We start from the raw sequence: 25370 nt of genomic DNA, 5'->3' as shown, positions 1-25370 counted from the left end.
AAACCCCCACTGTGGCACCGGCTTCGCCGCCGGGCGCCGCGATGAGGGCACGTCGGCCAGCTTACCTTCCGAGTCCCCGGGCGCCCGGCACCGCCACGGGTGGTGTCCTCCGACACGCCCCGTCTCGGCGGGGGTGACGAGCCAAAACCGCGCGCATGGACCATGCTGGGACACACCATGGGCGAGGTGACACCGGACGCCGGCGAGGCAGTGCCGAACGGCGAGGCAGTGCCGAAGAAGAGCGTGCCGGAGAAGACCGTGCGCAGGGGGCCGTGGCGGCTCCTGACCCGCACGCTCGCGAAAGCGTGGGACGGCAACATCTTCTCCGAGGCCGCCGAGGCGGCCTTCTGGCAGACGCTGTCGCTCCCGCCGCTGCTGCTCGGGCTGCTGGGCAGCGTCGGCTTCATCGGCGAGTGGTTCGGCCAGAACGTGGTCACCGCGGTGCACGACCGGATCATCACCTTCAGCCACACGATCTTCAGCGCGAACGCGGTGCAGGAGATCATCGAACCGACGGTGAACAGCATCCTCACCGTCGGCAAGGGCGAGATCGTGTCGGTGGGCTTCGTGATCTCGCTGTGGGCGGGTTCGTCGGCGATGTCGTCGTTCGTCGACGCGATCACCGTCGCGCACGACCAGTACGGCGTCCGCAACGAGGTGTGGCAGCGGATTTTCGCGCTGCTGCTGTACCTGTGCGCGCTGATCGGGCTCGTGATCGGGCTGCCGCTGCTGGCGATCGGGCCGGACCTGCTGCCGGAGTTCTTCCCGGTCGACTGGCGGCCGACGGTCTCGTCCTGGGTCGGCACGCTCTACTACCCGGTGCTGGGCGTGATGATCGCGCTCGCGCTGACGACGCTGTACAAGCTCGCGCTGCCCCGCCGGCTGCCCTGGCACCGCGGCCTGCCGGGCGCGATGCTGGCCGGCGTGGTCTTCCTGGTGTCGAGCATCGGGCTGCGGATCTACCTGAACTGGATCACCAAAACCGGCTACACCTACGGCGCACTGGCCGCGCCGATCGCGTTCCTGCTGCTGATGTTCTTCATCGGCCTCGCGGTGGTCGGCGGCGCGTACTTCAACAGCGCGATCCAGGAGCTGTGGCCCGCGAAGGCGACCCGGCGGCAGCGGCGCAAGTGGCGACGGCTGGAGATGGAACGCGCGAACGAGCGGATGAGAGCCGAGGAGGGCCGTCGCCTGTGGGACCGCACGACGATGCCGTTGCGTCGGCCGAAGCGGCATTCCGAAGACGACTCCGCCGAGTCCGGCGCTGATCGCGGCGAATCGAACGGCGCCGAGGTGAACCACTCGGGATCGGAGACCGTGCAGCTCCCGAGGCCCGAGCGTGCGGCCGAGGAGCGAACCGGTTCCGAGCCGTCTCCCGGCCCGGAACCGCGCCAGCACCGCCCGCGCCAGGGCTGACCTCAGCCCTGGCGGAACCGCCACGTCTTGCTGTCGAACGCGATGCAGATGCTCGGCGACATCACCACCACGCGAAGGGTCCCGTCGCGCTCGTCGTAGTCGATGCCCTCGACCTCGAAATTGCCGCTGCAGCCGCTTTGCAGCGGGAGCTGGCCAAGCGAAGTGACATGCCCGGTGACGTCCGAACCGGAGACCGAGCCGGAGAGATCGACCTGCAGCAACGGTTTGGTGGTGCCGAAGAGGCTGCCGTCCGGGTCGTCGGAGGAGCACATGAGCCGGGTGGCGGTGACGAAATCGCAGCCCTGGACGTCGCGCACCGGGTGGTCGAGCCGGATCGCCGACGCGTACGGCAGGTTCTGGCCGGGATCGGTGGCCGCGACGCCGGGCATCGGGTAGACGAGCAGGCGGTCCATCGTGCCCCACTCGCCGGAGACGAGCCAGCGCGCGTCGGGCGACACCGCGGCGAACGAATTGTTGTTGGCCTCCCACGATTCCAGTGCGTGCTGGTAGTCGGCGCGGGAGCCGTCCGGGGCCTCGACGCGGAAGAGTTTCGCGCCGCGGTCGTCGCGCTGGTAGGGCTCCACGTACCAGCCCTTCGCGGATCCCGGGTCGCCGATGTGGTTCCAGCCCTTCGCGGCCAGGCCCGGGTCGACCGTGCCGATGCCGGTGTAGCGGATGCTGGTGCCCGAGGGGCGTTCGACGGTGGCGAGGCCCTGGCTCTCGTCGAGCGGGCGGGCCCGGTCGGAGCCGACGGCGGTCCATCCGGTCACCGCGTCCGCGGCGCCCGCCGCGACGGCGCTGAAGGCGGACAGCAGGACGACGAGGGAGAGCACGATCCCGGTTGCGCGCATGCGAGGACACTCCTGCGGGGAGGCGACTGGCCGGACTGCAGGTCTACCAGTTCCTCCCCGGGTGCACAGCCACCGAGTGAAGGATTTTCACCTTTGTTCCCGCGCACCGGGACGCGCGGGAAGGATCAGTCGTCGCCGCCGGGACGGAGGCCCTCGTAGATCTTCTTGCACTTGGGGCAGACCGGGGAACCCGGCTTGGGCGACTTCGTGACCGGGAAGACCTCGCCGCAGAGCGCCACGACGTGCGTGCCCATGACCGCGCTCTCGGCGATCTTGTTCTTGCGCACGTAGTGGAACATCTTCGGCGAGTCGTCGTCGGTCGACTCGGTGCGGTCGGTCTCCGGCTTGGTCAGCGTTTCGGTGCTCACCCCACCATCATGCCTCAGCGCCGCGCCCGCGGTCATGCCCGGCTAGGCTCGTCTGACCTGCCAAGGGACCCCACAGGAGCCCGGATGCCGCACGAGTCCGCACCCCGCTGGCACAGCGCGCTCACCCGCCTCGGCGGCGACCACCACGTCGGCCAGGACGCCTGGGCCGACCTGGAAACGCGCTACACCGAACCGCACCGCCGCTACCACGACCTCGCCCACGCCACTGCCGTCGCGCAGGACGCGGAGCAGCTTGCGGCCGAGTTGCGCTTCCACGAACGCGCTGTCGTCGTCCTCGCCGCGTGGGCACATGACGTGGTCTACGACGCCGTACCCGGCCAAGACGAACAACGCAGCGCGGAATGGCTTCGCCGCTGGCTCACGCGCGCGGGGGTTGCCGACGCGCACATCGACCAGGCCGAAGCCCTCGTCCTCGCCACCGCAGCCCACGAAGCCCCCGAAGGCGACTTCGCCGCAGCAGCCCTCCTCGACGCCGACCTAGCCATCCTCGGCGCACCGCCCGCCGTGTACGCCGCGTACGTGGACAACGTGCGTCAGGAGTACGCGCGCTACCCCGACGACGCCTGGGCGACCGGACGCGCCGCCGTCCTGGAAAGCCTTCTCGCGCGCCCGGCGCTGTACCTCACCGAAAGCGCCCGCTCACGCTGGGAAGCCGCCGCGCGGCAGAATCTGCAGGCAGAGCTGACCCGATGCCGCAGCGCACGCGGCGATCACAGATGATGTCCGTTCGTGACCACCCAGACCACTCCCCTGTTCGTCCACGAGGAAGTCGCCTCGGCGTTGCGTGACGGTCACCCCGTCGTCGCCCTCGAGAGCACGATCCTTTCGCACGGCCTCCCGTATGGACGGAATCTCGACGTCGGCCGCCGCATCGAGCAGACCGTGCGAGACGGCGGCGCCGTGCCGGCCACCATCGCCGTGCTGGACGGACGGCCCGTCATCGGCCTCTCCCCCGCCGAGTTGGAGCGCGTCTGCGCCCCCGACGCCAATCTGGACAAGCTGTCCCTGCGCGACCTTGGCCCCGCGGTCGGCCTCGGCCGTTCCGGCGCCACGACTGTCGCGGGCACCTCCGCGCTCGCCGCGGCAGCCGGAATCGGCGTCTTCGCCACCGGCGGCCTCGGCGGCGTGCACCTGGGCGCGGCGCAGAGCTGGGACGTCTCGGCAGACCTCGGCGTCCTCGCCAAGGTGCCGACCGTGGTCGTGTGCTCCGGCGTGAAGTCGGTCCTGGACATCCCCGCCACGCTCGAGGTGCTGGAAACGAACTCGGTGCCCGTCCTCGGCTACCGCACCGACGATTTCCCCGCGTTCTACCTCCGCTCGTCGGGCCACCCCGTCGGCTGGCGGGTAGACGACCCGAAACAGGCCGCCGCGGTCGTCTCCGCCCACCGCCGCTACGCGAATTCCGGCGTCCTGCTGACCAATCCGATCCCGGAAGAGTCCGAAATGGACCGTGCGCTGCACGACCGCCTGTTGCGAGAGGGTTTGGCGAAACTGGCCGACGCCGACGTCCACGGCGCGGACGTGACTCCCGTGCTGCTGGAACACTTCCACACCGCGAGCGAAGGCGTCAGCATCGACGCGAACGAAGCTTTGGTGCTGTCCAACGCGAAACTGGCGGCCGAAGTAGCGGTGGCCCTGTCGTGACCGGAATCGCAGTAGTCGGCGACGCAGGTCTGGATGTCGTCGCGAGGCACGACCAGCCCCTCCCCCACGGCGGCGACGCCCGAGCCGCGATCCGCTTCACCGGCGGCGGCGCCGGAGCGAACACCGCACTGTGGCTGCGTTCCCTGGGCGCGGAAACCACCCTGATCGCCCGCATCGGCGACGACTCAGGCGGCCGCCTGATCCGGGCCGAGTTGGAGGCCGCGGGCGTCCGTTGCGCCTTCGCGACCGACCCCGAAGCCCCCACTTGCTGCGTAGTAGTCCTAGTTGACGGCGAAGGCCAACGCAGCATGCTCGCCGACCGAGGCGCGAACAAACGCTTCGCCCCCGAAGACGTCACCCCCGAGGCCCTAGCTGGCTCCACGCACCTGCACCTGTCCGGCTATGTCCTGCTGGACCCGTCGTCGCGCCCCGCAGGTCTAGCCGCACTCGCCGCCGCGAAGGAAGCGGGCCTGACCACCTCGGTCGACCCCCAAGCAGCCGCCCACATCCACGACCCAGCAGCCTTCCTGGACGACGTACGCGGCACCGACCTGCTCATGCCGAACACCGAAGAACTAGTCGCCCTAACCGGCTCCGCAGACCCGTCCTCCGCCACCGAACTGCTGAACACCGTCGGCGCGGTCGTCGTCACCGCAGGCCTGGACGGCGCGAGCTGGATTGACAAAACCGGCATTTCGTCAGTCCCCGCAGTAGAAACCACCTGCGTAGACTCGACCGGCGCAGGCGACGCCTTCGACGCAGGCGTCCTCACCACCTGGCTAGCCGGAAAGTCCACAGTGGACGTCCTGCGCACCGGCACCCGGCTAGGCGCACTGGCAGTAAGCCGCATCGGCCCCCAACCCTGAGAGATCCGCCGCCACATTGGGCGCATCCCACGCACCCAATGCCACATTGGGGCGCTAGCCCCGACCCCCCGCCAACCGCAGCCGATGCACCCGACCTCGAGGCACCCAGCCCTCCCCTGACCCCGATACAAAGCCGCCCTGCACAATCAACAATCGGGGTGCCCCACGCAACCACTCAGGGCGCAATGTCGCCCGCCAGGGCGACGAGCCGAAAAACCGGGGACCCTACCCGTCGATCACCCGATGCTTCCGCCCCTCAATAGCCCGAGCATCCCGCGAATACCGACTGACCTTCTCCGACTTCCGAGGCGGCCGGTCATTCGCGATCAACACCGCGATCCAAGGCAACGGCACCGAAATAACCAAAAACAAAATAGCCAGCCACCACGTGTGATAAGTCAACCCGGCCAGCACCAGGCAGGGAATCCGGCACACCATCATGATGACGTACTTCCGCTTCCGCGCCGCCAGCTGATCGTCCAGCGACGGCTCGGCCTCGGTGATCAACACAGGCTCGGGGCGGGGATCGGCTCCGTGGGGTGCGTTCACAGCACCACCTCCGCGTTCCATCGTCTCACTCACCGCCCTTCCGCGACACCCGGGCGGCCAAACCGGGACAACGCCGCGACGACCAGCGTCTCGACCCCGGTCCGCAACGTCGGATGCAACACCGGCGCGAACCGGGACGAGTGATTCGAGGGCACGTCAGTCTCGAACCGCCCCTCCGTCATCGCGGTGATCACCTGCTGCGCATCGAACCCGCCGACCAGCCAAAACACCGACGGCACCCCCGCCGCCCGCCCGAACTCGCTGAAGTCCTCACTGCCGGTGACCAACGGCGCGGGCATCGTCGCCTCCGCCCCGAAGTGCCCGCGAAACACCTCAGTCAACTCATCCGACGCGGCGGCGTCATTGGCAGTGACCGGATAGGACGCCACGACCTCCACGGTAGGCGGCTGAGGCGCTCCCGCGGCCGCCGCTTCCCCGTTCACAATCCGCTCAATCGCCTTGCGCAGCCGCACCAGCACAGCGTCGTCGAAGGCCCGGGTATTGACCTCCAGCACGGCGTGGTCAGCAATCACGTTCGCCGCGGTCCCGACGTGCATCGAGCCGACAGTCACCACCGCGGGCTCAGTCGCCGCGATCTCCCGCGACACGATCGTCTGCAGTTTGAGCACCACGGACGCCGCCAGCACCGCCGGGTCGACCGTGGTTTCCGGCCGCGACCCGTGTCCGCCGCGACCGTGCAGGGTGATCCGCAAGGTGTCGGTCGCCGCCATGATCACGCCCGGACGCGTCAACACCCACCCGGCGGGACCAGGCACGATGTGCTGCCCGAAGACCACGTCGGGACGGCCGACCCGGTCGAAAAGCCCGTCGCGGACCATCCCCGCGGCACCGTCTCCGGCCTCTTCCCCGGGCTGGAACAGCGCGAGCAACGTGCCGGACCACTGCTCCCGCGAAGCCGCGAGAAGGTGCGCGGCCCCGGAGAGCCACGTCGCGTGCATGTCGTGGCCGCAGGCGTGCATCAGCGGCACCTCGCGACCCTCGGAGTCGACGCCGCGCGCAGTGCTCGCGTACGAGAGGCCCGTCTGCTCCTCGACCGGCAACGCGTCGATGTCCGCACGAAGCAGCACAGTCGGTCCTTCGCCGTTGCGCAGGACGCCGACGACGCCGGTGCGACCAATGCCGGTGTGCACCTCGAAGCCGTCTTCAGTCAGCCGTCGGGCCAGCTCCGCTGCCGTACGGGTTTCGGTGAACGCCAGCTCGGGATGACGGTGCAGATCGACGTACAGCGCTTCAAGCTCCGGCAGTGCCGCTTCAAGAGGAGCCAGGACACGCTCGGTGGTCTCGGTGGTCACGATGCTCATCGTGGCAGGCTTACCCACCGTGAGCACGAACACGCCTCTTCCTGACCTTTCCGACGACGTCTGCGCGCGGCTGCGCGAAGCGTTCCGACGCACCGGCTACGACGCGGACGGAGTCGTCGACGCGCTCGGCGGCGCGGCGCACACGGCACTCGGCCGAGGCGAGCCCGAACCCGCCCGCCGCGCGAGCCACGACGCGGGCGACCTAGGCGTCTTCATCCGGCTGTTCCTGCTCGGTCTCGCCGAGCCGGAGAAGACGGTCTCGTCGGCCTTCGCGCCGCTCAGCGCGGAGGACGCGGTGGCCGCGGGCATCCTGCGGACCGCCGGGGACGAGTTCCGCGCCGCGCTCGACATCCGCCCGCACGGCGACGACGACGGTTCGTGGTGGGTCGTCTCCGACCTCGACGCCGACATGCTCGGCCACGTCGTGCCCGAGGACCACGTGCTCGGCGTCGGGCACGCGTCGCTGAGCCTGATCCGCGCGACCAGCCGCCGCCCGGTCGGCACTCTGCTCGACCTGGGCACCGGCAACGGCGTCCAGGCGCTGCACGCGACCCGGCACGCGCAGCGGGTCACCGCGACCGACGTGTCGGCCCGCGCGCTCGCCCTTGCGGCGGGCACGTTCCGGCTGAACGAGCTGGAGGTCGAACTGCTGCGCGGCGAGTGGTTCGCGCCGGTCGCGCGCCGCCGGTTCGACCAGATCGTGTGCAATCCGCCATTCGTGGTCGGTCCGCCTCGCGTCGACTACACCTACCGCGACTCCGGGCTGGCCGGCGACGACGCGAGCGCGCTGGTCGTCCGTCAGCTGCCGAGCTTCCTCAACGACGGCGGCACCGGTCAGCTCCTCGCGTCCTGGTTGCACCGTCGCGGCGAAGACTGGGGCGACCGCGTCGCGCGCTGGCTGCCGCCTGAGACCGACGCGTGGTTCGTACAGCGCGACGTCGCCGATCCCGGGCTGTACGTCGGCACCTGGCTGCGCGACGAAGGCATCGACCCGCGCTCGCCCGAAGGCCGCGCCAAGGCTGCGGCGTGGCTCGACTGGTTCACCGAAAACGACGTACAGGGCATCGGATTCGGCTTCGTGACACTGCGGCGCGCGAACGGTCAGACGCCGACTGTTGTCTGCGAAGACCTCCGACAGGCTTACGACGACCCGCTGGGTCCCGAAGCAGCGAACTGGCTCGACCGCGTCGAGTGGTTGCGTACGCACGGCGACAATGTGTTGGACGTAGCGTTCCGGGTACCCGACACAGTGCTGCTTGAACGCGTCGACTCTCCCGGCGACGAAGGCTGGGAAACAACCGTGCGGCGGTTGCACCGCACCGACGGACCCGGTTGGCAGCACGAGGTCGACGAACTCACCACGCGCCTTCTCGCGGGTTGCCGCGGCGCGCTGCCGCTGTCGGATTTGCTGGAGCTGCTGTCCGCCGCGCAGGGCCTCGATTCGGCCGAACTGACCGCCGCCGCGTTGCCGATCGTCCGCGAACTTGTGCGGCACGGCATGCTCGTGCCGGGCTCGCCGCAGTGAGGGCGGTGGCGGCGCGGGTCACCCGCGCGAGCGTGACCGTCGCGGGGGAGATCGCCGGAGAGATCAAGGAACCCGGACTGCTCGTGCTGCTGGGCGTGCACCGGGACGACGATCCCGGCAAAGCCGAAACGATGGCCCGCAAACTGCACGAACTCCGGTTGCTGCGCGACGAGGAATCGTGTGCGACGACCGGGGCGCCGCTGCTCGTGGTGTCGCAGTTCACGCTGTACGGCGACACCCGCAAGGGCCGTCGCCCGTCGTGGACCGCCGCCGCCCGGCCGGAAATCGCCGAACCCCTGGTGGACGCCGTGGTCGCGCAGCTGCGCGCCCGCGGCGCGACCGTCTCGACCGGACGGTTCGGCGCGGAGATGGCGGTGGAAAGCGTGAACGACGGCCCGTTCACCGTTCTCATTGAGGTCTAGACCACAGTGGAGAAGGCCGCGTAACATCGAAGGCACGGAGCGCGATTCGAGCGCATTCCCCGGGGCGCAGCGGTTCTCAGGAAAACCTCAGTTTTGGTGGAGCAACCGCGGGGCGGGTACGGCCGTCCTCATTTCAGCGAACCGGGAACGTTTCACCTTCCCGGGGCGTTGAGACCAGTGTCCAGCCAAGCCGGCTGGGCCCGCGGACACGGGATTCCACAGGCCCCGTTCCCGCAGGCGCCGGCGAGACACGTTCAGCCCGTGACCGGGGAGGCAGAATGTCAGTCCAGACTCTCGAACGCGAAGCGCGCGGGATTCGCGAGCGCGGGATTCCAGCACAGCAGACCGAGGAGCGCGTGAGCGTGGGGGCGCTCACCGACGCCGACCTCGACGCCCAGAGCCCCGCCGCCGACCTGGTGCGCGTGTACCTGAACGGCATCGGCAAGACCGCGCTGCTCACCGCGGCCGACGAGGTCGAGCTGGCGAAGCGGATCGAAGCCGGCGTCTTCGCCCAGCACATGCTCGACACCGCCGAGGACCTCACGCCGCAGCGCCGCAAGGAGCTGCGCGCGCTGGTGCGCGACGGCCACGTCGCGAAGAACCACCTGCTGGAGGCCAACCTCCGGCTCGTGGTGTCGCTCGCGAAGCGCTACACCGGACGGGGCATGCCGCTGCTCGACCTGATCCAGGAGGGGAACCTGGGCCTGATCCGCGCGGTGGAGAAGTTCGATTACTCCAAGGGGTTCAAGTTCTCCACGTACGCCACGTGGTGGATCCGCCAGGCCATCACGCGCGGCATGGCGGACCAGGGCCGCACGATCCGGCTGCCGGTCCACCTGGTCGAGCAGGTGAACAAGCTGGCCCGGATCCGCCGCGACCTGCACCAGCAGCTGGGCCGCGACGCGACGCACGAGGAGCTGAGCGCCGAATCGGGCATTCCGGTGCACAAGATCTCGGACCTGCTCGACCAGTCGCGCGACCCGGTGAGCCTCGACATGCCGGTGGGCACCGAGGAGGACGCCCCGCTGGGCGACTTCATCGAGGACTCGGAGGCGACGGACGCCGAGAGCGCCGTGATCTCCGGCCTGCTGCAGGACGACCTCCGCCGCGTCCTGGCGACGCTGGACGACCGCGAACAGCACGTCATCCGGCTGCGCTACGGCCTCGACGACGGCCAGCCGCGCACGCTCGACCAGATCGGCAAGCACTTCGGTCTCTCGCGCGAACGTGTGCGGCAGATCGAACGCGAGGTCATGGCGAAGCTGCGTCAGGGCGAACGCGCCGACCGGCTGCGGGCCTACGCCAGCTGAGTTTCTTCCCTCTCCGGGGCCGGGTTTTCGGGGCCTGGCCCTTCGGAGCGGGCGGAGAAGCCGGTCAGCGAGCTGATTCGGGCTGACCGCGGCAGGCCGGCCGGGCGTGGGGTCCGGTGCGCCTGGCCGCGGCAAGCACGCGAGACCGGCAGGCCGAGGTTTTCCGTGGGGACCGGGTGGGGACCCGGTCAGGCGGGACGGGAATTCTCGGCCAGGAGATTGTTTCGGTGGGCAGCGGTTCGCGCCGCTGGTTGCGCAAAACCCTCGGTTCGGCTTTCGGACCGGGGGTTTTGTCGTGTCCGGCGCCAATTCCCCGGTTCACCGACTCGCGGAACGCCGCGGGGCCGGATGGCGGGCTGATTCGGGCTGACGCGACTGGCTGACTGGGACTTGCCGTGCCCGGCACCGGACTTCCTCCGCCGGAGGCTGCGGAGACCGGTCAGCGGGCTGAGTCAGGCCGACACAGTTGGCCAACCCGGAAGTTTGCCGTGCCCGGCACCGGATTCCCCCACCCGCCCAACGCCACCAGGACCAGCCCGCAAGCTGATTCGAGCGGACGCGCTGGCCAACCCAGAGTTGCCGTGCCCGGCGCCGGATTCCCCCACCCGCCCAACGCCACGAGGACCACCCCGCAGGCTGATTCGAGCTGACGCGCTGGCCAACCCGGAGTTTGCCGTGGCCAGCACCGGATTCCCCGCCTGCCGCCCCGCGGAACACCGTCGTAATTTGCCGACAAATCGCCACATCAACCCCACCAGCCTCAGCAGCCTCGCCAACCCCTCCTGTCACTCCTGCGCGCAAATTCCTCCTTCCGCGTCCCGATTCCTCCCATTTATCCCGCTTTCCCAGGCACCCACCGCAATCCCGTCACCACTCCGCGCGCCCGATCGTGGAATTCGCCTCTCGTTCGCGTTTGGCGGTTCTGGGCAGTGGGTAGCAAGCGTTCGCGACCCCCGCTGTGCGGCGTCCGGTCAACGCGCCGGCGGTGGTCCCGTCAGTCACGCGGAGCGGATGTGTGCGCATCCGGTCCGCTTTCCCCGGGAGGTCGGGTCCGTCGGGGTGGGCCCGGCCTCCCGACCATGTCCGCCCCATGCCTGCCCGAAAAGCCGCGGAGTGCGCTATCCCACAGCGTCCCCGCGCCCGTGCGACCGGGCGGAACCCGCTGAGTACCGTGAGCCCATCCCGATCAGGGCAAAGGAGCCTCGCTGTGCCGCCCACCACGTTCCAGCACACCGAAGTCCTGCCGCTCGGCAAGGACACCACCACCGAGTACCGGCTGGTCACCGCCGACGGCGTCGAGACCGTCGAAGCCGCCGGGCGGAAGTTTCTGAAGGTCGATCCGGAGGCGCTGACGACGCTCGCGCGCACGGCGATCACCGACATCCAGCACCTGTTGCGTACGTCACACCTGCAGCAGCTGCGCGCGATCGTCGACGACCCCGAAGCCAGCGGCAACGACCGGTTCGTCGCGATGGACCTCCTCCGCAACGCGGCCATCTCGGCCGGCGGCGTGCTGCCGATGTGCCAGGACACCGGCACCGCGATCGTCATCGGCAAGCGCACCGAGGGCGTGCTGTCCGGCGGCGACGACGAGCGCGCGCTTTCGCAGGGCATTTTCGACGCCTATCAGCAGCTGAACCTGCGCTACTCGCAGATGGCCCCGATCAACTTCTGGGAAGAGCGCAACACCGGCACGAACCTGCCCGCGCAGGTCGAGCTGTATCACAAGGACTCCGATTCGGCGGACCCGTCGTACGAGTTCCTGTTCATGGCCAAGGGCGGCGGCAGCGCGAACAAGACGTTCCTGTACCAGGAAACGAAGGCGGTCTTGAACCCGAAGCGGCTCGCCCGGTTCCTGGACGAGAAGCTGCGCAGCCTGGGCACCGCCGCGTGCCCGCCGTACCACCTGGCGATCGTCGTCGGCGGCATGTCGGCCGAGTTCAACCTCAAGGTCGCGAAGCTCGCCTCCGCGCGCTACCTGGACAACCTGCCGACCGAGGGTTCCGAGCTGGGCCACGCCTTCCGCGACCGCGACCTCGAGCAGCAGGTGCTGGAGATGACGCGCCAGTTCGGCATCGGCGCGCAGTTCGGCGGCAAGTACTTCTGCCACGACGTCCGGGTGATCCGCCTGCCGCGGCACGGCGCGAGCTGCCCGGTCGGCGTCGCGGTGTCCTGCTCGGCCGACCGCCAGGCCAAGGCGAAAATCACGAGCGAGGGCGTGTTCATCGAACAACTCGAACGCGACCCGGCCCGCTTCCTGCCGGACGTCACCGAGGACGGCCTGTCCGACGAGGTCGTGTCGGTCGATCTGAACCAGCCGATGGACCAGATCCGCGCACAGCTGGCGCAACTGCCGGTGAAGACGCGTCTGTCGCTGACCGGCCCGCTGGTCGTGGCGCGCGACATCGCGCACGCGAAGATCGCCGAGCGCCTGGACGCGGGCGAAGAGATGCCGCAGTACCTCCGCGACCACCCGGTCTACTACGCGGGCCCGGCGAAAACCCCCGACGGCTACGCGTCCGGCTCGTTCGGCCCGACGACGGCCGGCCGGATGGACTCGTACGTCGCCCAGTTCCAGGCAGCGGGCGGCTCGCTCGTGATGCTGGCGAAGGGCAACCGCTCCAAGCAGGTCACCGCCGCGTGCAAGGAACACGGCGGCTTCTACCTGGGCTCGATCGGCGGCCCGGCCGCCCGGCTGGCGAAGGACTGCATCAAGAAGGTCGACGTGCTCGAGTACGCCGAACTCGGCATGGAAGCAGTCTGGAAAATCGAGGTCGAAGAGTTCCCCGCGTTCATCGTGATCGACGACAAGGGCAACGACTTCTTCTCCGAAACCAGCGAACCAGTCCTGCAAATCAGCTTCCGCTGATCCCCAGGCGCCGAGGTCATCCGGGAAACATCCCGCCCAACCGGGCGAGAGTCTTCTCGATGGCCTCGGCGTTGCGCTGGGGAAACCCCAGCAACCGAATAGCCAGCGGCGACCGCGCAGTAGACCAGTCAAACGTCTCGGTGACTTCGGTCCGCCCGTCCCCGGTCGGCTCAAGCAGCCAACGCCATCGATGCCCAGCGAAGTGCCGCCAGGCAATCAGCCGATTCTCCTCGAACTCGACCACGGTGTTCTGAATCCGGTACGGCGCCCCCATCCGCATCTCCATGCCGAACTGCGCCCCCAACGACAATCGCGCAGGCGCCTTCCCCCGACTGGCCCGCACCGTCCCCGACCCGTCGATCAACGGATGCTGCGCCGGATCAGCAAGCAACGCGAAAATCCGCTCCGGCACAGCAGCGACAACCGCGCTGCGCGAAACCTGGCGAGTTCCCATCACCCAAGCCTAGGACCGCACACCCGGCACTGCCATCGACGCACCCTCAACCAGCCGCCTACTGACCAAGCGTCCACTGTGGACCGCCGCGCCCGAAGTCCCTGAGGGTTCCCCTCACGACCCTCCGCCGGACGTGAAGGGCTCCTTGAGGGAATTAGATTCCCTCAAGGAGCCCTTCACGGACCGCTCCGCGCCGACCCCGCCGGGATCCCCCAAAGCCACATTGGGTGCGTCAGACGCAACGAACGCCACATTGGGTGCGTCCCATGCACCCAATGCCACATTGGGGCGCTACCCGCGACCCGCCCGCCGCCCCACTCAAAGCAACCACACACCCAAGCCGCGCAACAAACCGCCGCCAGTGCACCCAAACACCGGGGGCACCCACCCCTCCCCCATCCCCGATACAAAGCCGCCCTGCGGTTCGGGGGTGCTTGTCAAGGCATCTTTCCCGCCTTGACAAGCACCCCCGAACCGTCAGCACAATCAACAATCGGGGTGCCCCACGCAACCAGGGGCGGGGCAATGTCGCCCCCCAGGGCGACGAGCCGCCCGACCTCACCGAGGCGGAGACTGCTTCAAAACCACAACCCTCTCCCCCAACGGCGCCGCCAGCCCCACCGAAATCACCGGATGCCGCAAATCCATCGTGCACATCTGCCCGGTCTGCGCCTTGGTCTCGCTCAAATCCACCACAACCCGCTGGGCAGTCTGCTCAACAGCCTCCCCGAGCGCATGCCCGCACCCCCCTTCCTCAGCCCGCACCACAAGCACCGTCCCCCCGTTCTCCGAATAAACCTCCTTGGGAAACGTCTTGGGCAACGCGGCCCCGTCCACCCGGTTGTCCGGAACCCGCACCGCCCCCTGCGGAGGATCGAACTGCGGCTTCCCCGGCGGCGGGACCGAAACCGAGGTGCTGGCGCTCGCCGGCGCAGTCTCGGTCCCGGACGCTGGTGCGTTCGCCATGCTCGTCGGACTGCCGCACGCGGCCGCCGCAGTGAGCACCAGGGCCGCGCCCGCCAGTCGTGTCGTTCCGATCAGCTTCGTCGAGTACCTCATGCCCCCTAGACGGACCGACCGCCCGGCCGGGTTGCACCCGATCTTCACGGACCGGGCTTCAGCACCAATTCCCGCCCGCCCAGCGGCGCGGCCAGCCGCACCGGCAACGAAATCTCCCGCACGTGCATGGGACACATCTGCCCGTGCGGGGCCTTGGTAATCGTCACCAGCACGACGACCTGGGCAGCCGTCTGCTCCCCCGCCTTCGCGCTGATCTTGTCGCATCCGCCCTCCTCAGCCTGGATCACCACTACCGAGCCACCCTCCGCGAGCGTGACGTCGTGGGGATACCCAGCCGGAAGCGCCGAAGCATTGACCTGCCCAGCCGCGGGCGCGGTGTCCCCAGGCGGCACGCCCTGAGTAGGACGGCTCTTCGGCGGCCCGGACACCGGCGGCGGCACAACCGACGGCGAAGACGACGAAGGCGGCGGCGAGGACGCCGACACCGAACTGGACGGCGGCCCCGAGGAAACCGGCGCAGCCACGGTTCCGTTGCCCCCGCACGCCGCGACCGTCAGCAGCAGCGCGCTCGCTCCCACGATTTTCCCTGTAGTCCGCATGCACCGCGGACGGAATCGCGGCGCGTGAGGTTGCATCGGGGCGGGAAAAACTATTTCACCGGGCCGAAGCCTTCCCCCGCACGAGCCCCAGCAGCACCACTCCGGCCAGCGTCACCACCAGCAACAGCACCGTGCTCGCCGACGCGAGAAACACCTGGCCTCGGTCGGTGAGGGAGAAAATGGTCGCCGGGAGCGTTCGCCAGTCCGGCGGATAAAGCATCATCGTCGCTCCCAATTCGCCCATCGACATCGCCAGCGCCAAACCGGCCGAAGCCGACATCGCGGGCAGCAGCACCGGCAGCCGGACTCGCAGCAACACCCGCAACGGACGCGCGCCGAGACTCGCCGCAGCCTGGGCGAGCAGCGGGTCGACGCGTTGCAGCGCAGCCGAAACCGTGCTGTACGCGAAGGGCAGCAGGATCATCAGGTGTCCCGCCAGGACGATCCAGCGCGTGCCGTTGAACGCGATCGGCGGACGGCTGAACGCCACCAGCAACGCGAGCCCCAGCACCACCGACGGCACGGCGATCGGCAGGTGGAACAGCGAATCCGCGATCCGGCGCAGCCGCGGCGGCGCGGGGTCGACGGCCAGCGCGGCCCAGGTCCCGATCACCACCGAGACCAGCGACGTGAGCACGCCGGTCTGCACGCTCACCGACAGGCTCGCGAAAGTCTCACCGGACAGCGCCTCGGCGTAATGCGCCCCGGTGAGCCCGCTGGGCAGCACGCCGGTCCAACTCCCGGCGAACGACGCCAGCACGATCATCACCAGCGGCGCGGCCACCACCCCGAGGAAAACCACGCCGAACACCAGCCACACCAGCAATCGGCTACGCCGCGTCCACAGCAGCACGACGCCCTCCCTTCCCGACCACTCGCCGGTAAACCGCGTAGAGCACCAGCGAAAGCACCACGTTCACCACCGCGACCACCGACGCGGCCGGGAAGTCGAACGTGACGATTCCCTTGCCGTACACCAGCATCGGCAACGTCGAGACGCCCTTGGCGCCGAGGAACAGCACGATGCCGAACTCGTTCATCGTCAACAGCAGCACCAAACATGCCCCGGAAGCGAGCGACGGCAACGCTTCCGGCAGCACCACGCGCCACAGCACGCGACCCGGCCGCGCGCCGAGGCTCGCCGCCACGTCCAGCTGCGCCGACGGAACTTGGCTGAACGCGGCGAGCGCGGGCCGCATCACGAACGGCGTGTAGAAGGTGATCTCGGCGAGCAGCACGCCCCACGGCGAGTACAGAAATCCAGCGGTCCCGAAGACCCCGGCACCGCCGTAAAGGAAGGTGAAGGCCAGCGCGATCAGGAACGACGGGAACGCCAGCACCGTGTCCACCAGCCGGGCCAGCAGCGTCGCGCCGGGGAACGGGACGAACGCGACAACCAGCGCGAGAAATCCGCCGAGCAGCACGCAGCCGACCGTCGAACCCAAGGCCAGCAACACCGTCTGCCACACCGCGCGGCCGAACTCCGGCGACGACAGCACCTGCGTCCACACCGAAAGCCCGAAACTGCCGTCCTGCGCGGTGAACGACTGCAGGAGCACCAGCACCAGCGGATAGCCGAAGAACCCGGCGACCACGATCGCGGGCGGGAGCAGCCAGCCGATCCGGTACCGGCGGGGCCGCGTACCGCGGCGAACCGGGGCGACCGCGGCGGCGCCGAGGGCGAGGCCGGTCATCCGCCCACCCCCACCAGCGGGCAACCGTCCGGAATGGACACTCCGACGCGGTCGCCGACGGCGGGCAGCACCGGGCTGTCCGGCACCTCGGCGCGGATGTCGCAGACCTCGTCGGTGAGCCGCAGGTCGAGCCGGTATCCGGAACCGCGCCACTGCACGCCGCGCACCAGCGCCGGGAAGGTGTCCGGACCGGGTTCGCCGACCGAAATGCGGTGCGGCCGCACGCCGAGCGCCACCGGACGCTCCGGCTGAAGCGTGCCGGACGGTTCGGCGGACAGCTCACGCCCGGCCAGCCGGACCGTCGCGACCGTCCCGTCGGCACGGACCAGTTCGACCGGGATCAGGTTCGCCGCGCCGAGGAAGCTCGCGGTGAACTCGGTGGCCGGACGGCGGTAAAGCTGTTCGCACGGACCGAGTTCCACCAGCCGGGAGTCGCGCAGCACGGCGATCCGGTCGGCGAGCGCGAGCGCTTCGCTCTGGTCGTGCGTGACGTAGATCAGCGTCGTATCCGGCAATTCGGCCCGCAACCGCAGCAGTTCCGCGACCATGTCCTCGCGCAGCGCGGCGTCCAATGCGGACAGCGGCTCGTCCAGCAACAGGACATTCGGCCGGATCGCGAGCGCCCGCGCCAACGCGACCCGCTGCTGTTGCCCACCGGACAGTTCGCGGGGATACCGGCGCGCGTACTCGCTCATCCCGACCAGTTCCAGCACCTCGCCGACCCGCCGCGTGACGTCGGCCCGGCGCATCTTTCGCGCCTTCAGTCCAAACGCGACATTGTCGGCGACGCGCTGGTGCGGGAACAGCGCGTAACTCTGCACGACTACGCCGAGGCCACGCCGATGCGGCGGCAGGTCGGTGACGTCCTGGCCGTCGAGCAGCACCCGGCCGGCGCTCGGCCGGAGGAACCCGGCGAGCGCCTTGAGCGCGGTCGACTTGCCGGAACCGGACGGTCCCAGCAGCGCGAGCGTTTCGCCGCGCGCTACCGAGAGATCCAGCGGCGCAAGCGCTTGCGTCGCTCCGAAGTGGACGGATACGCCGCGGAGCTCCACTGCCGGAGTCACTGCCCGGTGGCCTTCCGGTACGCGGCGAGGTCGGCGTCGAGACGGCCGAGGACGGCGTTCCAGTCCGGCGTCCAGATGTCCACTCCGGACATCGCGGCGGCGATCTTCTCCGCCTTGGGGCCCTGCGGTTTGACGTCGGAACGGGCCGGGATGCCGTACGCGTCGCTGGCCTTCGCCTGGGTTTCCGGCGAGAACAGGAAGTCGAGCAGCTTGCGCGCGTTGTCCGCGTGCGGCGCGTTGTTGACCAGACCGGCGAAGTACGGCAGCGCGAAGGTGGACCGCTTGCCCTGCGCGTCGGCCGGGAAGAACACCGAGAACCCGCCGCTCTTGTCGATCTCGGCGAGGTTCATCTGCAGGTCCCCGTTCGCGACGAGCACCTCGCCCTTCGCCACCTTCGGCTGCAGCTTGCCGGTGGAGGACGACGGCCCGACGTTGTTCGCCTGCAGCTTGCCGAGGTATTCGAGCGCGCCCTGGTCGCCGAAGACGTGCTGGGCCTGCAGCAGCACCGCGGTGCCGTCGCCCGCCTCGCCCGGCGTCGAGTACTGGAGCTTGCCCTTGTACTTCGGGTCGAGCAGGTCGTTCCAGGTCTTCGGGGCCGGGTTCGCCTGCTGCGGGTTGTAAATGAAGCTGAGGTAGTTGTTCATCAGCGCGTAGTAGCGGCCCTGCGGGTCCTTCTGCGCGGCCGGGACCTGGTCGACGCCCTTCGGCGCGGACGCCGCGAGCAGGCCCTCCTTCGCTGCCTGCTGGACGAACGGCGGGAGCGTCACGAGGACGTCGGCCTGGGTGTTGGCCTTTTCCTTGCCCACGCGCGAAACGACCTCGGCGGATCCGGCGGTGACGGCCTGGACGGTGATGCCGGTTTGCTGCTTGAACTCGGCGAACCGGGCGTTGTACCAGTCCTCCAGCCCGTCCGCGGTGTACACGGTGACGGTCTGGTCGCCGGACGCGCCGCCCGCCGTGCCGCCGCACGCGGACAGCAGGCCGGCGAGGGTCGCGACGAGAGCGACGATGGTCGCTTTCCGGATTCTCATGACTGAGTGGCTCCTTCGAGTACGGCGGGGAGGGCGGAGACGGAGTCGAGAACGTGAGTGGCGCGCGCGGCTTCCAGCTCGCCGCGGTCGCCGGCGCCGGTGAGCACTCCGGCGACGATTCCGGCGCCGGCGGCGAGGCCGGTCCGGACATCAGCGGGGGTGTCGCCAACGACCGCGATGTTGCGCATGTCGGTGACCTGCAGCTTCAATGCGGCAGCGAGGACAAGGTCGGGATACGGACGGCCGCGCACGCCGTCGCCGGGAGCGAGCGCGAGGTCGGCGAGGTCGGGCCAGCCGAGTGCATCCAGAAGGGCGCGCTGGGTCATGGGTGCGAAGCCCGTGACGAACGCGACGCGGACGCCCTTCTCCCGCAGGCCGCGGATGGTTTCTTCCGCACCCGGGACCGGCTTGCACTCCCCGGCCGCGACCAGCCGTCCGTACGAGCCTTCGAATTCGGCGTTCGCGCGCTGGGCGAGGTCTTCGTCGCCGAGCAGCGCGCGGAATACGGTGATCTTCGACTGGCCCATGGTTTCCCGGACGTAGTCGAGCATTCCCGCGTACCGTTCGTCCTCTTCGGACACTCCGGCGGCGGCGATCGCCGCGGTGAACGCGCGTTCGACCAGTCCGTCGTCCGCGACGGTCGTTCCGGCCATGTCGAACACGACGAGTTCGGTGGTCACCAGTCCAGCTCCTTTGCGGTGTCTTCGGCGATTGCGGGCGAGCAGGTCATCCCCCGGCCGCCAGGGCCGGTGACGAGGAAAGCGTTGCCGGACAGGCGTTCCCGGTGCACGACCGCGGCCTGGTCGGTCGCCTGGGCATACACGCCAGCCCAGCGACGGCGGATCTTCGGCAGCGGTCGGCCGAACAACGCGGCCGCCACTTCGGCGAGGTGTTCGTACGGGTCTTCGGTGACGTCGAAGGAAAACGGCTGCTCGTACTCGTGTGTGTCGCCGATGGTGAGCGAGCCGTCGCGACGCTGCACCATCAGCAGTTGCATCGCGTTCTGCGCGGCGACTTCGCCCTGCGGCTGGCCTTCGTTCATCGCGTCCAGCGCCGTGCCGCGGTACGCCGGGTAGTACCGGAAGCTGTCGCCGTCCGCGACGCTGGTGGGCAACGGTTCGCCGAGCGGTTCGGTCTGCGCCATCTGCAGCCGGACCCGCCGCACCGGGATCTCGCCCGCGATCTCGCGGACCAGCCCGCCGAGCCACGCGCCGGTGCAGAACACCACGACGTCGCCCTCGTGCCGCTCGCCGTGATCGTCGACCACGCCGTTTTCCGTCAGGTTCCGCACCTCACGGCCGGGCAGCCAGCGGTAACGACCGCTCGCTGCGAGCGCTTCCCGGAGCGCAGGCTGCGCGGTCCGCGGTTCGACCGCCGCGTCTCGCTCGCACCACAACGCGCCGGTGAAATCGCCGCGCAGAGCCGGGTTCAGCGCCCGGGTCTCCTTCGCGTCGAGGAGTTTGAAGCCGCGCTCCGCCGCCTCCGGCCCGGCGACGACCTCCTGCGCGACGGCCAATTCGGCGTCGGTGCGGATAACGGTCAGCGAGCCGTTGGGCCGAAACCCGAGCGCGGGCACACGTTCGCCGATCCGCTCCCACAGCTCGCGGGCGCGCACCGCCGTCTCCAGCTCCGGACCAGCGGCCCGGCCGCCGACCCAGACCAGCCCGAAGTTGCGGACGGACGCTCCGCGCGCCTCCGGCTCGCGTTCGAGCTGGAGGACTTCGTGGCCGCGTTCCACGGCCTGCCAGGCGTGCTGCGTGCCGAGCACGCCGCCGCCAACGATGAGGATTCGCACGGCCGCAACAGTCGCCGCCCGCGCTCAACAGAGCCTGTCGGCACGGGGAACGCCAGGTGAAGCAGCCTCGAATATTGGACCGGATGAGTTACCGTTCCGTTATCTTCACAGGCGACCCGCGGCGACGAAGACGCATACCCCCAGGATCACGACATTCGCCGCGACGTTGCGGTACTCCGCCGGCCGGTGCTCCGTGACTGCCAGCCGCCAGTGCCCCGCCATCGCGCCGATCATCACCACAGCCAGGCCGACCGCCGCCCACCCGGTGAGCATCGGGGCGATCCCGGTCAGCCGGGGCAGGATCAGGCCGAGCACCGCGGCGAGTTCGCAGATCGCGGCGAAGCGCACGACCGGCATCGGATACGCGGCCACGCCGGTTTGCCCGGTCTCGAGCAGCCGTTGCCGCGACATCGTCGACTTCAGCACCCCGGACAAAGCGAAAAGCAAGGCCAGCGCCGCCTGAGCGGTCCACAGTGCGATCTCCATGGTTCGTTCCCTCCGTTCGATGAGGAGGGAACGAACCGGCGGCACCGGATGTGACAGCTACTCGACGCGGTTCAGCCGCGTCACGAAACTCAGCCGGTCCCCGCGGTAAAGCGAGCGGACCCGTTCGAACGGCTCGCCGTCCGGGCCCCACGACACGCGGTGCATCAGCAGCATCGGCAGCGCCGGATTCGTGCCGATGAGCAGCGCCTCGCGGGGCGTCGCGAGCACTGTCTCGACGCGCTCCTCGGCCCCGTCGAAGACCACGCCCAGTTCGTCGCGCAGGTATGCGTACAGCGACTGCTCCGGGTCGAAATCCTCCAGCAGCTCGGGGAACTTGTCGGCGCGGAGAAAGGTCGATTCGAGGCCGACGCGTTCGTCGTCGGCGAGCAGGACGCGTTCCAGGTGGAGCACTTCGGCGGCCGGTTCGATCCGCAGGTCGGCGGCCAATCCGGTGCCCGCGGCGCGGCGTTCGAGCGTGATCAGCGTGCGGCCGGGCCGGATTCCCTGGCGGCGCAGGCCTTCGGTGTAGCTGACGAGCGCGAGCGGCTGCACCAGCTTCGGCGGAGCGACGTACGTGCCGCTCCCCTGCCGTCGTGACAGCCTGCCTTCGAGGACCAGCTCGCCCACCGCCTGCCGGACCGTCGCGCGGGAGACCTCGAACCGTTCGCACAGTTCGCGTTCCGTGGGCAGCGCGCTGCCTTCGCCCAATTCGGCGATGACGGCCAGCAGTTCGACCTTCACCGCGTAGTAGCGCGGCACGCGGCCGTGATCGGGGATGCCGTCGCGGACCGGTCCGTCGGCGGACAGGCGGGACAGCGGCGAAGACGTGGGCACGAGACCCGAGCCTATGCCAGACGGACGGCGCGTGGTTCGCTGTCTCGCGAACTGACCCCACGGGAGGACCCCGCAATGCCTTTGGCCCGCAGGCTCGGCCTGGCCGACGCCGTTTTCATCGGACTCGGTTCGATGATCGGCGCCGGCGTTTTCGCCGCGTTCGCCCCGGCCGCGCGTGCCGCCGGGTCGGGATTGCTGCCCGCGCTCGCCGTGGCCGCGCTGGTCGCCTACTGCAACGCGACTTCCTCCGCCCGGCTTGCCGCGCGGTACCCGGAATCCGGTGGCACCTATGTGTACGGACGCGCTCGCCTGGGTGAATTTTGGGGATACCTGGCGGGTTGGGGCTTCGTCGCCGGGAAAACGGCGAGCTGCGCCGCCATGACGCTGACCGTGGTCGCGTACGCCGCGCCCGGTCTCGGCCAGCCTTGGCGGAGCCTGCTCGCGGTGGGCGTGATCGGGTTGATCACCGGAGTGAACTACCTCGGCGTGCACCGGTCGGCGTTAGCTACCCGGGTGATCGTTTGTGTCACCCTCTTGGTGCTCACCCTGTTCGCGGTTTTCGGATTGTCCGGCCCGCACGTTTCCCCGTGGACCCCGTTTCACGGCGGCGGAATCCTCGAAGCGGCCGGATTGATGTTTTTCGCGTTCGCCGGTTATGCCCGGCTGGCCACGCTGGGCGAGGAAGTCCGCGACCCGGCGCGCACGATTCCGCGGGCCATTCCGCTGGCTTTGGCACTCACGCTTGTGGTGTACGCCGTGGTGGCGGTGGTGCTGCTGGTGACCTTGGGGCCGGACGGGATCGGAACGAGTTCCGATCCGCTCGCCTCGGCGGTGCCGTGGCTGTCTCCGGTGATTCGGATTGGTGCCGTGGTGGCCGCGTCGGGTTCGTTGCTGGCCTTGGTGCTGGGCGTTTCGCGGACGACGCTCGCGATGGCTCGCGACGGGCATCTGCCGCGGTTCTTGACCGCGGTGCATCCCCGGTTTTCGGTGCCGCACCGGGCCGAGCTGACGGTGGGCGTGGTGGTCGCGGTACTGGCGACGACGACAGATTTGCGTGGTGCGATCGGGTTTTCTTCCTTCGCGGTGCTCGCTTATTACGCGGTAGCGAACGCTTCCGCGTTGACGCTTCGCCGGGACGAGGGAGCAGCGCCGAAGGTGGTCGCGATCGCCGGTTTGACGGGGTGCGCGGTGCTGGCGTTCAGCTTGCCGATCGCCTCGGTGCTCAGCGGGTGTTCGGTGCTGGGACTGGGCGCCGTGGCGTACTTGGTGCGCCGCCGAGCGGTCGCGCGCTGAGTTTGCTTGCCCTGCGCGAAAGTCCCCCTCGCTCCGCGCCCGGCCGGTTACTCCGATAATCACGCTTTCGCAGGTCAACGCCGCTTTTTCCGGTTCACTCCGAGGCCGAAATATGCCGGATCCGGTGAAGAATCCGAAAGAGCCGAAGAAAGTTGGTTGTCCACTTACCGCCGCTCTGGTGTAGTCGGTTCGTCACCGCACGACACCTCCCCGCCCCCGGGAGCGGAAGCTCCACAGTGGACACCGGAAGGACAATCCCCTTGGCCGACAAGCGAAACTTCAGCATGCTCACGCGAGTCCTGGCAGGCGCGGCAGCACTGGCCGCGGCCGCCGGACTCGCGACGCCCGCCGCGGCTTCGACGCCGCCGTCGCCGGGCGCGGAGCCTCAGGTCGTCGGCGGGACTCGCGCCAGCCAAGGGGAATTCCCGTGGATGGTGCGGCTTTCGATGGGCTGCGGCGGCGCGCTGTACACGAACCAGATCGTGCTGACCGCCGCGCACTGCGTCGACCGCACCGGAGCGGACTCGTCGATCACCGCGACGCTCGGCGTGGTCGACCTGCAGAGTTCGAGCGCGAAAAAGGTGCGCTCGACCTACGTCTACCGGTCCCCGACGTACGATTCCACCGGCGGCGACTGGGCGCTGATCAAGCTGGCGAGCCCGGTGAGCGGCATCCCAACGCTGCCGACCGCGAAGAACGCCGACAACAACTCCGGCACCTTCACCATCGCGGGCTGGGGCGCGGCCAAGGAAGGCGGCGCGCAGCAGCGCTACCTGTTGAAGGCCGAGGTCCCCTTCGTGGACGACGCGACGTGCCAGGCTCAGGGCGGCGACTACGCCGATCTGAAACCGGACGCGGAACTGTGCGCGGGCAAGCTCGACACCGGCGGAGTCGACACCTGCCAGGGCGACTCCGGCGGCCCGATGTTCCGCCGCGACGGAGCAGGCGACTGGCTCCAGGTAGGCATCGTCAGCTGGGGCGACGGCTGCGCCCGGGCCCACGCGCCCGGCGTGTACACCGAGGTGAGCACGTTCGCCTCCGCCATCGCCGCGGCGGCCGGGAAGATCTGACCCGCCTGTCTCGCCGAGCCGGGTGCGGGACTCCGCTGGGTCCCGCCCCGGCTTGTGCAGCGTTTTCCCGGCACAGGATCCGCGCACGGAGGGTGGGGCTTTGTGCTGCTCCAGTGCGAGGGAGTGCGGCTAGCGCCGAGCGACACGGGACCCCGGAATGCCGGAAACTGCGGCCAGGCAGCCAATCCGAGGCAGAGTCCCCAGCGTGTGGCTCCCATCGCCGAACGCAGGACGACCCCGGCACCTGGCGCGGCGAGGCACGGCGAGGCACGGCGAACGTGCGGCCTGCCCCGGGAAACGTCCCCCGCCGTTCCGCGCGTCCGGCGGCCAGTGCGAAACCCTGCCGCCGGATCCCCGAGACCTAGCCCGCCGGAAGCCCGACTCCCCGCTCCTCCAGCGCCCCCCGCAGCTCGGCGAGCACCGCCGTCACCGTCGCGACCCGGTCCTCCCCGACCACTGAGCCGATCAGTGCGTCGAGTTGTTCCCGGAACGTCTTCTCCATCGCCTCGGCCAGCTCGCGTCCGGCGGGCGTCAGCTCGACGAGCGACGACCGCCGGTCCTCCGGGTTCGGCACCCGGCGCGCCCAGCCGCGCGCTTCGAGCCGGTCGATGCCCTTGCTGGTCGCGCCGATCCCGATGGCGAAGTTCACCGCGAGGTCCGCGACCCGCGACCGCGGATGTCGCGCGAGGTACTGCAGGAACTCGAACTGCGCCGCGCCGACGCCGTGCTCGGCCTTGAGACCGTCGGTCAGCGCGTTGAAGATCCGGGTCTCGCAGCGCACGAGATGGTCGAAAAGCTGCCCGTTTGCCGAAGTACCTTCCATGGCATATAGTCTAACATTACATGCCGCGGAAGATACTTCCGGAG

The 25370-nt window shown here is 69.5% G+C and carries 26 protein-coding genes; 10 read left to right on the top strand and 16 right to left on the bottom strand.

Annotated elements, in window-relative coordinates:
• The first annotated feature begins 177 nt into the window (after positions 1-177).
• A complete protein-coding gene (locus CU254_RS10730) occupies positions 178-1416 on the top strand; it encodes a YihY/virulence factor BrkB family protein (protein ID WP_009075512.1) in 1239 nt (412 codons plus the stop codon).
• Positions 1417-1418: 2 nt separating this feature from the next.
• Here CU254_RS10730 and CU254_RS10725 read toward each other — a convergent pair whose 3' ends face one another.
• The gene (locus CU254_RS10725) at positions 1419-2267 is read right to left on the bottom strand and encodes a hypothetical protein (RefSeq protein ID WP_009075510.1); all 849 of its coding nucleotides are present in this window, start codon (positions 2265-2267) and stop codon (positions 1419-1421) included.
• Between the two features lie 125 nt (positions 2268-2392).
• Complete coding sequence (locus CU254_RS10720; protein WP_009075508.1) at positions 2393-2635, bottom strand: DUF3039 domain-containing protein; 243 nt, start codon at positions 2633-2635, stop codon at positions 2393-2395.
• 84 nt (positions 2636-2719) lie between these two features.
• On the opposite strand from CU254_RS10720, the gene CU254_RS10715 reads away from it, so the two are divergent.
• Genes CU254_RS10715 through CU254_RS10705 form a run of 3 tightly spaced genes read left to right on the top strand, consistent with a single transcriptional unit; the run spans position 2720 to position 5166 of the window.
• Positions 2720-3376 carry a hypothetical protein gene (locus CU254_RS10715; protein WP_009075506.1) on the top strand — a complete coding sequence of 219 codons (657 nt, stop codon included), beginning with the start codon at positions 2720-2722 and terminating at the stop codon, positions 3374-3376.
• Between the two features lie 9 nt (positions 3377-3385).
• Complete coding sequence (locus CU254_RS10710; RefSeq protein WP_009075505.1) at positions 3386-4300, top strand: pseudouridine-5'-phosphate glycosidase; 915 nt, start codon at positions 3386-3388, stop codon at positions 4298-4300.
• Positions 4297-5166 (top strand): carbohydrate kinase family protein, encoded by an 870-nt coding sequence (locus CU254_RS10705; RefSeq protein ID WP_009075504.1) that lies wholly within the window; start codon positions 4297-4299, stop codon positions 5164-5166. Before CU254_RS10710 ends, CU254_RS10705 begins: the two co-directional genes overlap by 4 nt.
• A gap of 225 nt (positions 5167-5391) precedes the next feature.
• On the opposite strand, the gene CU254_RS10700 is transcribed toward CU254_RS10705, so the two are convergent.
• Together CU254_RS10700 and CU254_RS10695 are read right to left on the bottom strand one after the other, a co-directional pair.
• Positions 5392-5736 carry a DUF3099 domain-containing protein gene (locus CU254_RS10700; RefSeq protein ID WP_037716887.1) on the bottom strand — a complete coding sequence of 115 codons (345 nt, stop codon included), beginning with the start codon at positions 5734-5736 and terminating at the stop codon, positions 5392-5394.
• A gap of 8 nt (positions 5737-5744) precedes the next feature.
• On the bottom strand, positions 5745-7037 hold the full coding sequence (locus tag CU254_RS10695; protein ID WP_037713255.1) for an amidohydrolase: 1293 nt from the start codon (positions 7035-7037) through the stop codon (positions 5745-5747).
• A gap of 19 nt (positions 7038-7056) precedes the next feature.
• Here CU254_RS10695 and CU254_RS10690 point away from each other — a divergent pair, with 19 nt between their 5' ends.
• The 4 genes from CU254_RS10690 (at position 7057) to CU254_RS10675 (ending at position 13163) form a co-directional block, all read left to right on the top strand.
• Positions 7057-8562, top strand: coding sequence for a class I SAM-dependent methyltransferase (locus tag CU254_RS10690; RefSeq protein WP_037716885.1), 1506 nt, complete (start codon positions 7057-7059; stop codon positions 8560-8562).
• On the top strand, positions 8559-8984 hold the full coding sequence (gene dtd / locus CU254_RS10685) for a D-aminoacyl-tRNA deacylase (RefSeq protein WP_009075496.1): 426 nt from the start codon (positions 8559-8561) through the stop codon (positions 8982-8984). Before CU254_RS10690 ends, dtd begins: the two co-directional genes overlap by 4 nt.
• 278 nt (positions 8985-9262) lie before the next feature.
• Entirely contained in the window at positions 9263-10294 is a 1032-nt protein-coding gene (locus CU254_RS10680) for a sigma-70 family RNA polymerase sigma factor (RefSeq protein WP_037713253.1), read from the top strand.
• Positions 10295-11501: 1207 nt separating this feature from the next.
• Positions 11502-13163, top strand: coding sequence for a fumarate hydratase (locus CU254_RS10675; protein WP_009075490.1), 1662 nt, complete (start codon positions 11502-11504; stop codon positions 13161-13163).
• A 16-nt stretch (positions 13164-13179) separates the two neighbouring features.
• On the opposite strand, the gene CU254_RS10670 is transcribed toward CU254_RS10675, so the two are convergent.
• The 11 genes from CU254_RS10670 to CU254_RS10620 all read right to left on the bottom strand — a co-directional run bounded on the left by CU254_RS10670 (position 13180) and on the right by CU254_RS10620 (position 22140).
• On the bottom strand, positions 13180-13617 hold the full coding sequence (locus CU254_RS10670; RefSeq protein WP_037713250.1) for an SRPBCC family protein: 438 nt from the start codon (positions 13615-13617) through the stop codon (positions 13180-13182).
• A 558-nt stretch (positions 13618-14175) separates the two neighbouring features.
• Positions 14176-14676 (bottom strand): hypothetical protein, encoded by a 501-nt coding sequence (locus tag CU254_RS10665; protein ID WP_199785865.1) that lies wholly within the window; start codon positions 14674-14676, stop codon positions 14176-14178.
• A gap of 44 nt (positions 14677-14720) precedes the next feature.
• Entirely contained in the window at positions 14721-15215 is a 495-nt protein-coding gene (locus CU254_RS10660; protein WP_009075484.1) for a hypothetical protein, read from the bottom strand.
• Positions 15216-15291: 76 nt separating this feature from the next.
• Positions 15292-16089: an ABC transporter permease gene (locus tag CU254_RS10655; protein WP_009075481.1), complete on the bottom strand. Its 798-nt coding sequence runs from the start codon at positions 16087-16089 to the stop codon at positions 15292-15294.
• Entirely contained in the window at positions 16067-16930 is an 864-nt protein-coding gene (locus CU254_RS10650) for a 2-aminoethylphosphonate ABC transporter permease subunit (protein WP_009075479.1), read from the bottom strand. Before CU254_RS10650 ends, CU254_RS10655 begins: the two co-directional genes overlap by 23 nt.
• Positions 16927-17994, bottom strand: coding sequence for an ABC transporter ATP-binding protein (locus CU254_RS10645; RefSeq protein ID WP_037713244.1), 1068 nt, complete (start codon positions 17992-17994; stop codon positions 16927-16929). The genes CU254_RS10650 and CU254_RS10645 overlap by 4 nt, the downstream gene beginning before the upstream one ends.
• Positions 17991-19025 (bottom strand): 2-aminoethylphosphonate ABC transporter substrate-binding protein, encoded by a 1035-nt coding sequence (locus CU254_RS10640; protein ID WP_009075475.1) that lies wholly within the window; start codon positions 19023-19025, stop codon positions 17991-17993. Before CU254_RS10640 ends, CU254_RS10645 begins: the two co-directional genes overlap by 4 nt.
• Positions 19022-19708 carry a phosphonatase-like hydrolase gene (locus tag CU254_RS10635; RefSeq protein ID WP_078561095.1) on the bottom strand — a complete coding sequence of 229 codons (687 nt, stop codon included), beginning with the start codon at positions 19706-19708 and terminating at the stop codon, positions 19022-19024. Before CU254_RS10635 ends, CU254_RS10640 begins: the two co-directional genes overlap by 4 nt.
• Entirely contained in the window at positions 19702-20820 is a 1119-nt protein-coding gene (locus tag CU254_RS10630) for a TIGR03364 family FAD-dependent oxidoreductase (RefSeq protein WP_009075471.1), read from the bottom strand. The genes CU254_RS10635 and CU254_RS10630 overlap by 7 nt, the downstream gene beginning before the upstream one ends.
• A 105-nt stretch (positions 20821-20925) precedes the next feature.
• On the bottom strand, positions 20926-21306 hold the full coding sequence (locus tag CU254_RS10625; protein ID WP_037713241.1) for a DoxX family protein: 381 nt from the start codon (positions 21304-21306) through the stop codon (positions 20926-20928).
• Between the two features lie 57 nt (positions 21307-21363).
• Entirely contained in the window at positions 21364-22140 is a 777-nt protein-coding gene (locus CU254_RS10620) for a GntR family transcriptional regulator (protein ID WP_037713238.1), read from the bottom strand.
• A 75-nt stretch (positions 22141-22215) separates the two neighbouring features.
• On the opposite strand from CU254_RS10620, the gene CU254_RS10615 reads away from it, so the two are divergent.
• Both CU254_RS10615 and CU254_RS10610 read left to right on the top strand, forming a co-directional pair.
• Complete coding sequence (locus CU254_RS10615; RefSeq protein WP_050788144.1) at positions 22216-23433, top strand: APC family permease; 1218 nt, start codon at positions 22216-22218, stop codon at positions 23431-23433.
• 260 nt (positions 23434-23693) lie between these two features.
• Positions 23694-24503 carry a trypsin-like serine protease gene (locus tag CU254_RS10610; RefSeq protein WP_037713236.1) on the top strand — a complete coding sequence of 270 codons (810 nt, stop codon included), beginning with the start codon at positions 23694-23696 and terminating at the stop codon, positions 24501-24503.
• 361 nt (positions 24504-24864) lie between these two features.
• Here CU254_RS10610 and CU254_RS10605 read toward each other — a convergent pair whose 3' ends face one another.
• Entirely contained in the window at positions 24865-25326 is a 462-nt protein-coding gene (locus CU254_RS10605; RefSeq protein ID WP_037713234.1) for a MarR family winged helix-turn-helix transcriptional regulator, read from the bottom strand.
• Positions 25327-25370: the final 44 nt, after the last annotated feature.

This window comes from Amycolatopsis sp. AA4 (genome assembly GCF_002796545.1).
GTDB lineage: Bacteria > Actinomycetota > Actinomycetes > Mycobacteriales > Pseudonocardiaceae > Amycolatopsis.
This window is presented reverse-complemented; position numbering and strand designations above follow the sequence as displayed.